The 8,358-nt window shown below is 62.7% G+C and carries 13 protein-coding genes and 1 tRNA gene; 9 read left to right on the forward strand and 5 right to left on the reverse strand.

Annotated elements, in window-relative coordinates:
* Positions 1 to 38: 38 nt before the first annotated feature.
* Complete coding sequence (locus ACFQ9V_RS10410; protein WP_345834180.1) at positions 39 to 668, reverse strand: DNA-directed RNA polymerase subunit beta; 630 nt, start codon at positions 666 to 668, stop codon at positions 39 to 41.
* Between the two features lie 57 nt (positions 669 to 725).
* On the opposite strand from ACFQ9V_RS10410, the gene ACFQ9V_RS10415 reads away from it, so the two are divergent.
* Positions 726 to 798 (forward strand) — tRNA-Lys (locus ACFQ9V_RS10415).
* Positions 799 to 807: 9 nt separating this feature from the next.
* On the opposite strand, the gene ACFQ9V_RS10420 is transcribed toward ACFQ9V_RS10415, so the two are convergent.
* Positions 808 to 1,245, reverse strand: a complete 438-nt coding sequence (locus ACFQ9V_RS10420) for a tyrosine-type recombinase/integrase (protein WP_382459086.1) — start codon at positions 1,243 to 1,245, stop codon at positions 808 to 810.
* Positions 1,246 to 1,701: 456 nt separating this feature from the next.
* Between ACFQ9V_RS10420 and ACFQ9V_RS10425 the strand changes: the two genes are divergently transcribed.
* Positions 1,702 to 2,316 carry a hypothetical protein gene (locus ACFQ9V_RS10425; RefSeq protein WP_382459087.1) on the forward strand — a complete coding sequence of 205 codons (615 nt, stop codon included), beginning with the start codon at positions 1,702 to 1,704 and terminating at the stop codon, positions 2,314 to 2,316.
* A 136-nt stretch (positions 2,317 to 2,452) separates the two neighbouring features.
* The gene (locus tag ACFQ9V_RS10430; RefSeq protein WP_382459088.1) at positions 2,453 to 2,980 is read left to right on the forward strand and encodes a barstar family protein; all 528 of its coding nucleotides are present in this window, start codon (positions 2,453 to 2,455) and stop codon (positions 2,978 to 2,980) included.
* A gap of 23 nt (positions 2,981 to 3,003) precedes the next feature.
* On the opposite strand, the gene ACFQ9V_RS10435 is transcribed toward ACFQ9V_RS10430, so the two are convergent.
* A complete protein-coding gene (locus tag ACFQ9V_RS10435) occupies positions 3,004 to 3,882 on the reverse strand; it encodes a hypothetical protein (protein WP_382459089.1) in 879 nt (292 codons plus the stop codon).
* A gap of 335 nt (positions 3,883 to 4,217) precedes the next feature.
* Here ACFQ9V_RS10435 and ACFQ9V_RS10440 point away from each other — a divergent pair, with 335 nt between their 5' ends.
* From ACFQ9V_RS10440 to ACFQ9V_RS10455, 4 genes are all read left to right on the forward strand, one after another.
* Entirely contained in the window at positions 4,218 to 4,595 is a 378-nt protein-coding gene (locus ACFQ9V_RS10440; protein WP_382459090.1) for a hypothetical protein, read from the forward strand.
* A gap of 97 nt (positions 4,596 to 4,692) precedes the next feature.
* Complete coding sequence (locus tag ACFQ9V_RS10445; protein WP_382459091.1) at positions 4,693 to 5,406, forward strand: hypothetical protein; 714 nt, start codon at positions 4,693 to 4,695, stop codon at positions 5,404 to 5,406.
* A 70-nt stretch (positions 5,407 to 5,476) separates the two neighbouring features.
* Complete coding sequence (locus ACFQ9V_RS10450; protein WP_382459092.1) at positions 5,477 to 5,725, forward strand: type II toxin-antitoxin system Phd/YefM family antitoxin; 249 nt, start codon at positions 5,477 to 5,479, stop codon at positions 5,723 to 5,725.
* A complete protein-coding gene (locus ACFQ9V_RS10455) occupies positions 5,718 to 5,984 on the forward strand; it encodes a Txe/YoeB family addiction module toxin (RefSeq protein WP_382459093.1) in 267 nt (88 codons plus the stop codon). The genes ACFQ9V_RS10450 and ACFQ9V_RS10455 overlap by 8 nt, the downstream gene beginning before the upstream one ends.
* A gap of 163 nt (positions 5,985 to 6,147) precedes the next feature.
* On the opposite strand, the gene ACFQ9V_RS10460 is transcribed toward ACFQ9V_RS10455, so the two are convergent.
* Positions 6,148 to 6,750 (reverse strand): hypothetical protein, encoded by a 603-nt coding sequence (locus tag ACFQ9V_RS10460; protein WP_382459094.1) that lies wholly within the window; start codon positions 6,748 to 6,750, stop codon positions 6,148 to 6,150.
* Entirely contained in the window at positions 6,747 to 7,334 is a 588-nt protein-coding gene (locus tag ACFQ9V_RS10465) for an RNA polymerase sigma factor (protein ID WP_382459095.1), read from the reverse strand. The genes ACFQ9V_RS10460 and ACFQ9V_RS10465 overlap by 4 nt, the downstream gene beginning before the upstream one ends.
* Before the next feature lie 242 nt (positions 7,335 to 7,576).
* Between ACFQ9V_RS10465 and ACFQ9V_RS10470 the strand changes: the two genes are divergently transcribed.
* Together ACFQ9V_RS10470 and ACFQ9V_RS10475 are read left to right on the forward strand one after the other, a co-directional pair.
* Complete coding sequence (locus tag ACFQ9V_RS10470) at positions 7,577 to 7,939, forward strand: hypothetical protein (RefSeq protein WP_382459096.1); 363 nt, start codon at positions 7,577 to 7,579, stop codon at positions 7,937 to 7,939.
* A 99-nt stretch (positions 7,940 to 8,038) separates the two neighbouring features.
* The coding region (locus tag ACFQ9V_RS10475; protein WP_382459097.1) for a helix-turn-helix domain-containing protein at positions 8,039 to 8,358 on the forward strand (320 nt) is incomplete at its 3' end.

Below are 8,358 nucleotides of genomic sequence, written 5' to 3' on the forward strand. Positions count from 1 at the left end.
GAGAGAACGGCTTTAGGGAATACGGGGCTGGTCTCCGTTCAGTCGAGCGAGTCGGTGCGCCACAGCCGGGCGCAGGTCGTCAGCTCCTCGGCCGTGCGGGTGAAACGCAGGGCGCGCGTCGTCAGCTCGCTCGCTCGCTCGGGGTCGAGCGCGTCCCGGTCGTCGGCCACGGAGACGCATCCCGCCGCCGTCACCCTGCAGAACGCGGCCGCCCGGTCGAGCGCGACCGCGAAGTCGCCCTCGAACACCCCGCGCAGGATGCGATCGGCGAGCTCCGTCACCTCCCCCGGCCCGGCCGGCGTCGGCGCACCCGCGACCACAGGGTCGATGGAGGCGATGACCTCCGTGCCCCGCTGGTACAGCAGCGCAGTGCCCTCGGCGTCCTGCCGGATCAGCAGCCGCAGCAGGTAGATGCGCCACAGCGCCCCCGGCAGGCTCTTCGGGTTGGACCGAGCCCACAACTCGGCGATCGCGTCGATGCCGTGCTCGTCGGTGTAGGCGACGAGCCGGTCGACGATCTCCGGATCGGGGTCCTCCCGCACGCGCGCGAGCAGCGCCTGGGCGGTCTCGTGGGCGACTTTGCTGATCTGCGCGGGATCGTCCCCACCGAGAAAGGCCTCGAACATCCCCCCGGGAAACAGCGTTGGCTTGTGATAGCGGTCCGGCATCCCCCCATTCTGCCCCGGCACGGGGAGGTGCGGAATCCACGCTAGATTAGAGGACGAGGGCCTCTAGCTCAGTCGGTAGAGCATCGGACTTTTAATCCGCGGGTCGTGGGTTCGAGCCCCACGGGGCCCACCCAGTGAATCAAAGGGATCCAAGCCCATTCGCGGCAGATTCTGGCTTCGCGATTTCGGGATTTGCCCACACTTTGCCCACAACTTCTGGAGAGCCAAGACGGCTCAATGCGTCCCCAACGGCATCCAGGTCATCGTCGAAGAGGTCGGCGTAGACGTCGAGGGTCATCGCTGCGGAGGCGTGGCCGAGCATCCGCTGGACTGCCTTGACGTTGGCGCCCGCCGAAATGGCCAGGCTCGCGGCCGTGTGGCGGAGGTCGTGCACCGTCGGGCGCAGCAGGTCGGGGTGGTTGTCGGACAGGGTGTCCGCCGCCTTGTCGAATGCTTTGCGCTTCCAGTTGTTCACCCGGAGCGGCCGGCCGTAGGGCGACGTGAAGAGCAGGTCGCGTGAACCCTTCGACGCGACCAACGTGCGCAGCTGGTCGGACAGGAAGGACGGGAACGGCACACTCCGCTGCTGGTGGTTCTTCGGAGACCCGTAGACCAGGCGTCCGTCGGTGAGTTCAACGACGGCGCGATCGACCTGGACGCGGCGGCGGTCGACAAGCTCTCAGCAAACGACGCCCAGATGGTGTGTCGAACTCCGACGTCTAGGACCGGACTCGTGACTGTGAACGACGCCGGCTCTCCGTTCCTAGCGCCTCGAAACTCGCGGACTGGCTGTCTCGATCTACGCACGAAGGCTAGGACGATGAGCAACGTCCACACGACGCGGTAGATCCATCCCGCGGCCCACAGTAGGAACTCGAACCAGTCCATTCGGCCAGATGTGCGGGCGGCACTCATGCCTAGGACTCCAACAAGCGCTCGACAAACGAGTGGCGCGGCGTCAATGACCTAGTCTCGCGGTAGTCATGTAAACCGTCGGAGCTGGATCGGGGCTCGAATGAAACCCAGATATGGGGTGATCGCCGCCTCTGCGGCGTTCGTCGTGTGCGCTATCGCGATCCTCATCCGATCGCTCATCGGACTCGAAACGCTAGGCGGTGCCCTTGCCGCCACCCTGACCTCTGTGTCGATCGTGGCTGGGGCGGGCTCAATCGTGGGGCTGGCCTTCGCGCTCGTCGCGCGAAAGCAACGGGGTCTCAAAGAAGCGAGAATCGAACTGCAGCGACGGCTCCGGAGGGCGACGCTCTACCGCGTCTACGGGGAGTCAGACTTCGCGTTGAGTGTGAGCGTGCTCGCGAAGCGTGAGTGGCATCCAACGATGTCCGCATTCCTCCTGCTTGCGGTGCATTCGGATCGGATCGAGTTTTGGGATGCCGATACGACCGCTCCGTTGGTGGAGATCAGCGCTGGCGAGGTTGCGAGCGTCGAGTGTCGAATGGCGACAGGCGAAGGGACCGCGTCGAGGGCGACCGTGTTCTTGACCGTAATGTCCGATCTTCTCGACGAACGTGTTGACCTTCCATTCGTGATCATGCGCGATGAAGGACTGAAATTCCTGCCAGAGGGCATGGCTACCGCTGAGCGAGTAGCTCATGCTTTGGGGGCGATGCGGGACGAGCGCGCGCGCTGAAAGTACCGGTGCGTCAGCGAAGTCGGGCTTGAGACCGCCGCCAGAGCCGCACCCTTGACTCGACCGCTCAGCCCGCGAGGATGCCTTGGGCGGAGCAGACTCGAAGTCGGACCACTCGACCGCTACGTTTCTTCACATGGCTGTGTGGAAAGCGGACAACCAGGATCCCGGGTTCAATCTTGTGCAAGACGGCTTCGTCTCGAAGTTTCTCTCGCGGAACGTGCTGGACGACGCAATCTGGACGCTCCAAGCGGCTGGCTACCGAATCGTCCGCCTGGACGCCGGATCATGGGCTGACGAAAGTGCGATGCACCAATCGTTCTCGACGGCGCTCCAGTTTCCGGGTTACTACGGGCGAAACCTCGACGCGTTGGTCGATTGTCTCGGCGATGTCGCCGAGCTTGACTACGGATGGGCTGAGAGCGAGACGGGCTTGGTCGTCGTGATCGACAACTTCGATCACTTCCGTTCAGCGATGCCCGAGGTCGCGGTCACGGTTCTGGACATCATCAGCGGTGCCGCCCTGCGGGGCGCGCTGCTCGGTAACCGGGTTCTTTGCCTGATCCGCTCAGATGATCCTTGGCTGGAAATCGGGGCGATCGGCGGCTACTCGCCGCGATGGAATCCGCGCGAGTGGCGCAACGCCGACCGACTGGATCAATAACGAAGCGTTCCCGGTATCCGGGGTCAATTCACGTCAATCGCAATGTCATCGGAGCAGCGCTCAGCTGTGGCGTGATCCGTCCGGAAGTATGTGAACACGCCTCTTCGCCGGACGATCAGCTCGAAAGCTTCGACCTGTCCGTCGACATGGCGCTCAAGGACCACGCCCGTGGAACCGAGACGGTCGGCGGTCGTCACCGGGCGAACGGTCGTAGCCGTGTCACGTGGAAGCGACAGCAGCAGGCGCGGTTCCCGTTCCGTCGTCCACACGTTGACCGCCGATTCGGTGGCCGAGAGGATGAGGTCTTGCGGAATGACGGCGCCCGGCCGGCTCCGATGGAGCTGTGATGCGAACTGGTCGGTGCGAAGGGTCGGCCACGCGATGCTGTCGTCGATACGGAGAGCCGATCGCCTGAACCGTTGCCACGCGATCACGCTGGGCATGATGGTCGCAATACAGACGACAGCGAACAGCGCGACCACGACCGTCCAATCGAAGTCACCATCGTTCGCCAGCGCCAAGGCGACTCGAACGACTGCATACGCCACGACGAGCACCAAGCCCACCCATATCCACGCGGCACTGGAGCCCGACGACCGGCCGCTGTCGACACTCACTTTCTCCGGTTTGGGATCTGCCGAGCTGGCAAAGACGAGGGGAGATGAGTCCCCGGACGGCGTCACGGCCGTCCGGGCTTCCCGTCGACGGAGAGTGTCGGCCGTGTAGACGATCGAGTACGGAATGAAAAGGGACGCCATCAAAAGCCAGAATGCCCAGGGCGAACTCATGAACCCTTGAACATCGACTAAGGCGAACCCGAGCACACCCAAGACGATGGGTGCAAGAACGATAAGCACAATCAAGCCGAGCCGGCGCCACCCTGCCGAGGTCCGTAGGTTCATGGCTTCTCCGCGCTCATGACGACCCCGCGATCCGCCGCTCACGCGTCCCGCTCGGGGCATTCATCCCGTTTCCCTTTCAATCGCGACGAGTCGTCGCGATTCCTCATGTGGCGAACCTAGCGCAGGGGTTGGGATCAAAATTCGAAGGACACGAATTACCAAGAGCCAAGATCAATAGCCTAAGAGGAACAGCGGACGGGAGGAACGAACGAGACAGGACCGAAGGGAGGATGCGCCGAGGGACAAGAGGGAGAAGGGCTAATGCACGTAGGCACTTTAAGTGGAGCCGTTCGGCCGCCCAGTAAATGACAGGGGTCCCGTGTAAACCAGGTTACATGGCAAATCGGGGGAATTCGAACAACGCGAGCCGGCGCGAAGCGTCCTACTCGCGGCAGCGCCGAGCACACGACGCCGCCGCCATACGTCACGCTGAAGCCCGCGAGCGGGAGGCCGCGCAGCAGCACGCCGCCGACGCGATGTTGGAGCTACAGGCAAAATGGGGCACGCGCGGCGACGCCCTCAAACGACTTCACGACATTTCGCGGACTATCGATCGACTCCGCGACGAACAGGACGCGGCGCTTCTCGAACGGGACCAGTTGATTTCCCAGCTTCGCGAGGTGGGCGAGAGTTGGAACTCGCTTGCAACCCGGACAGGTCTGAGCCGACAAGCGCTCAGCAAACGGCATGTAATTTCGATGCCATCCGATTGAGCCGAGCACGCTCAATGGCCCAATCCCTCAATTGGCTATCACCGTCGACTAGCCTCGTCCCCGAGACAGCGGCAGCGTTAAGCGACGAGGAGTTGACATGACCGACGAGGCGACATCTGCCCGAACTGGTCGTGCGAATTGGCTTCCCCTTGTCGGGGCAATCGTGTTCGTCGCGGCAATGACAGTCTCGACCGCTGTGAAGTTCGGATCGCTACAGAGGTCCGGAATGGACATGTGGTTCGTGGTGTCCACCCTCCTCTGGGCCTTGGCCGTTGTTGCCCTCATTATCTATGCCGTTCTGATGGCCTCAGAGGTTCGCATTCGACGTCGAACTCGCTCATTGCGGCAGGCCTTTCCCGCGGCATACATCGCGGAGGTCGCGAATGACCCAGAGTTAGCGAAGGAACTTCACCACCTCGTTCGTCGGCTCGACGGGATTCGTGTGCGATTTCCCTCGCGCGGCACACAGACACTCGTGGTCGACTCAACTGGGATCCTGCTGTGCGACGGAAGTACGAACTACCGAAAGAGAGTCGCAGTTCCGATCGCCATGATCGAGCGCGTCGAGGAATCGTCGACGCGGGTTGGGCAATATCAACTGCGGGCCGTCCCGTCCGTGAACGTCATCTGCCGGACAACCGTGGACCCGATAATTCTCTCGTTCCACCTTCTCCGCTTTGCGGGCGGATGGCCTCTGTTTCTTTCGAAGTCACGGAACGCCTCAGAGTGTGTTCGGATGCTCACGGCACTGGGTCATGTCTCAGCCGCCGGCCCGGGCCTATCAATCGGCGACCAGCGTTCCACTGGATAGCTGCGAGCCCTGAAGCCTCGGCGACTCTCGTCCACAAGTGGTACGATATCTTGTACCACTTGGAGGAATCATGGCCATCACAGCAAGCGAGGCTCGCAGCGACCTGTTCGGCCTCATCGAACGGGTCAACCTCGACCAGACCGAAGTCGAGATCACATCGAAGCGCGGTTCGGCCGTGCTGATGTCGAAGGACGAGTACGACTCGCTGCTCGAGACCACGTACCTCCTGCGCTCCCCCAAGAACGCACGACGCCTCATCGACGCCATCGAGAGCGCCCGCTCGGGAAACATCACCGAGCACGACCTGACCAGTGAGTGACCGCAAGCTCGCCTGGACCGTCGGCGGCTGGGAGGACTACCTCTACTGGCAGGGCCAGGACCGGCGAACACTCAAGCGGATCAACATGCTGATCGAAGACATCCTGCGCGACGACCCGTTCGAGGGCGTCGGAAAGCCGGAGCCGCTCAAGCACGCGCTGGCTGGGGCATGGTCACGACGCATCGACGAAGCCAACCGGCTTGTGTACCTCGTCGACGATGCATACGTGATTATCCTTCAAGCTCGTTATCATTACTGACCCGCACTCCGTCGAAAATACGACGCCGTCAATCGCCGTGAGCCGGTGATAGCACCTTTGGCCATTTCTTGTTCGGGTTCAGCCCTCAGCGGTCGCAGCCCGAGCATGCACAAGATCGATCACGGACTCAGGCCCCCATCTGCCTGATCTTCACCGTCCTTGGCTACTGCTGGAGAACAACGTCGACGCCGACTTCCGAGCACTGTGCGTGCACTTCGTCTGCAGCCTTTTCCAGAGTTGTGATCCCACTCGGAGTGTTGTCTTCGAGATATGCAATGAGCGCGCCCTGCGCATTGATCACGGCTTGGGCAGTACTACTCCACTGAGCGTCGGCCGACTGGGCCATTTGGGCCGCGTCGGCTACTCGTGCGCCGAGGCTCTGCGCGGTCGCCTTCGTATCCTGCTCCGAAGTTCCTGAGACGGTGAACATCTGCTTCAACAGGGTGCACGCCTCGACTGCATCATCTCGCCCAGTAGTGCCGGCGGAAGGTGAGGGGGTGGGTGTCGGCGGAACGATGACGCCCGGAGTATCGCGCTGCAGCGGCGTCGGGCTACTGGTCTCCACCGTCCCCGCCTTCAATACGCCGACGCTCAATGCGTAGGCGACGCCTCCGCCGGACACAACGAGCGCGGCGACGACCAGGCCGACGACGATCGAGACGCGACGGCGAGTGCCTCGTCGGGATCCGTCGGTACGAGCTGTCTCGACGATCGTCCTCCGCCACGCTGCACTGCGTTGCTCATCGAAGCGATTACCGTCTCTCATCGGAGCCCCCCTTCAATCGCCACGACTTCCGTCGCCTCACCGAGCATGCCGGTCAGCCTTGCCTTCGCACGTGACAGACGCGACTTGACCGTGCCCGGCGCCACGTTCAGGACCGATGCAGCCTCGGCGGTGCTCAACTCCTCGATGACGCACAGGGAGAGGATGTCCTGATCGCGGCGAGGCAGACGTGCGAGGGCGGAGCGCAACGCGTCGCGCGCTTCGGTGAAGTCGATGTGGTCGTCAACGGTGCTGCTCGGGTCCGGCGCCGGCTCGGGCAGAGGAATGCCGGCGAGCGCATGACGATAGCGGCGACTGGCTCGGTTGAAGTTGCGGCTAACGTTGTTCGCTGTGACAAGGAGCCAGCCGATCACCGAGCCGTCCACGTCACGCATCGACGCCCGGCGACGCCAGGCTTCGAGAAAGACCATGCCGGTCACATCCTCGGCGTCGTGGATGGACTCCGTCAGCCTCGCGGCTTGCCGGAACACGCGGTCCCGATGAAGGTCGAACAACTCCCCGAAGGCATCCGGGTCACCCGCGCGCGCCCGTTCAACAAGTGAGGGCTCCCCGCTGTCTTCTCGCACACTTAGATAATGTCCGATGGCGCGAATCGGTTCCCACGTCTTGATTGGCGGGCGTTCGAGTGGTCAGGATCCAAGCTCGCTTACGACTCGCTTGTGGCCCTGCCGAAATGCTCGGCCACGATGGTAGAGCGCCGCCACGCCTAACCCCCATTGTGGGTATCGACGGCACTTTCCGCCACCGTGCAAAGTGGAGGCAGTCCTCGGTCGTGGGTCAAGGCAATGCGGCATGAATGGAGCCCCTCGTGACGTCAGAAGTCGACGCCGCACGCGGAGAAAACCAACTTGCTGTCGTGGCTACGGTCTGCACATGGGCGATAGTGGTCCCGATTCTGAATGTGTTGGTGCCCCTCTACTTCCAGGCGTGGAACGAGCTTTCTAGCGTGGCATTCTTTGGCCAAATACCATCTGCCGCAGCCCTGGACGCCCAGCTGTGGAAGCTTTACGTCGCCCGAGGAGTATCTGTCTTCGGCGTGGCGGTCATTGCTCTGTTTATCGGGCTTCTGAAACGCGCAGGGGTGAAAAGAGCCAACCTTTGGGTGGGCTTCGTGACAAGCTCGGGCCTGACTTTCCTCTGGTTCGCCGTGAATGGTGGCTGGTTTTCCTAATCGACACGGTGCCGTCGAGGTCAGCACGCGTTCCCGAGGTCGCTATAAAACTGACGGAGGTTGTTGACAGTCGGGTCTTCCACTTGGGAGGAAGACTGCATGACATCAACACTCTCCGCCTCGGCCCAGCGGGCGATCGAACGGCGAGCGAATCACAAGCTCGCAGTGCTGCGGCATGTCGAGGAAGTCAGCGGAAACATCGCCGCGAGCTGCCGCTACTACGGCGTGAGCCGGCAGGCCTACTACCACTGGCTCAAACGCTACGAGGCGGAAGGGTTCGAGGGGCTCAAGGACCGCTCCAGCGCCCCGCACCACTCACCGACCGCGACCGACGCGGAGGTCATCGAGAAGATCCTCTGGCTGCGTCAGCAGTATCACTTCGGGCCGGAGAAGATCACCATGTATCTGAAGCGGTATCA

The sequence above is a fragment of the Leifsonia sp. NPDC056665 genome (genome assembly GCF_042791795.1).
GTDB lineage: Bacteria > Actinomycetota > Actinomycetes > Actinomycetales > Microbacteriaceae > Leifsonia.

Coding starts and splice junctions, on each gene's coding strand:
- ACFQ9V_RS10460 (WP_382459094.1), bottom strand. CDS start 6,750: ATGAGAGACGGTAATCGCTTCGATGAGCAACGCAGTGCAGCGTGGCGG.
- ACFQ9V_RS10445 (WP_382459091.1), top strand. CDS start 4,693: ATGACCGACGAGGCGACATCTGCCCGAACTGGTCGTGCGAATTGGCTT.
- ACFQ9V_RS10450 (WP_382459092.1), top strand. CDS start 5,477: ATGGCCATCACAGCAAGCGAGGCTCGCAGCGACCTGTTCGGCCTCATC.
- ACFQ9V_RS10435 (WP_382459089.1), bottom strand. CDS start 3,882: ATGAACCTACGGACCTCGGCAGGGTGGCGCCGGCTCGGCTTGATTGTG.
- ACFQ9V_RS10440 (WP_382459090.1), top strand. CDS start 4,218: ATGGCAAATCGGGGGAATTCGAACAACGCGAGCCGGCGCGAAGCGTCC.
- ACFQ9V_RS10410 (WP_345834180.1), bottom strand. CDS start 668: ATGCCGGACCGCTATCACAAGCCAACGCTGTTTCCCGGGGGGATGTTC.
- ACFQ9V_RS10430 (WP_382459088.1), top strand. CDS start 2,453: ATGGCTGTGTGGAAAGCGGACAACCAGGATCCCGGGTTCAATCTTGTG.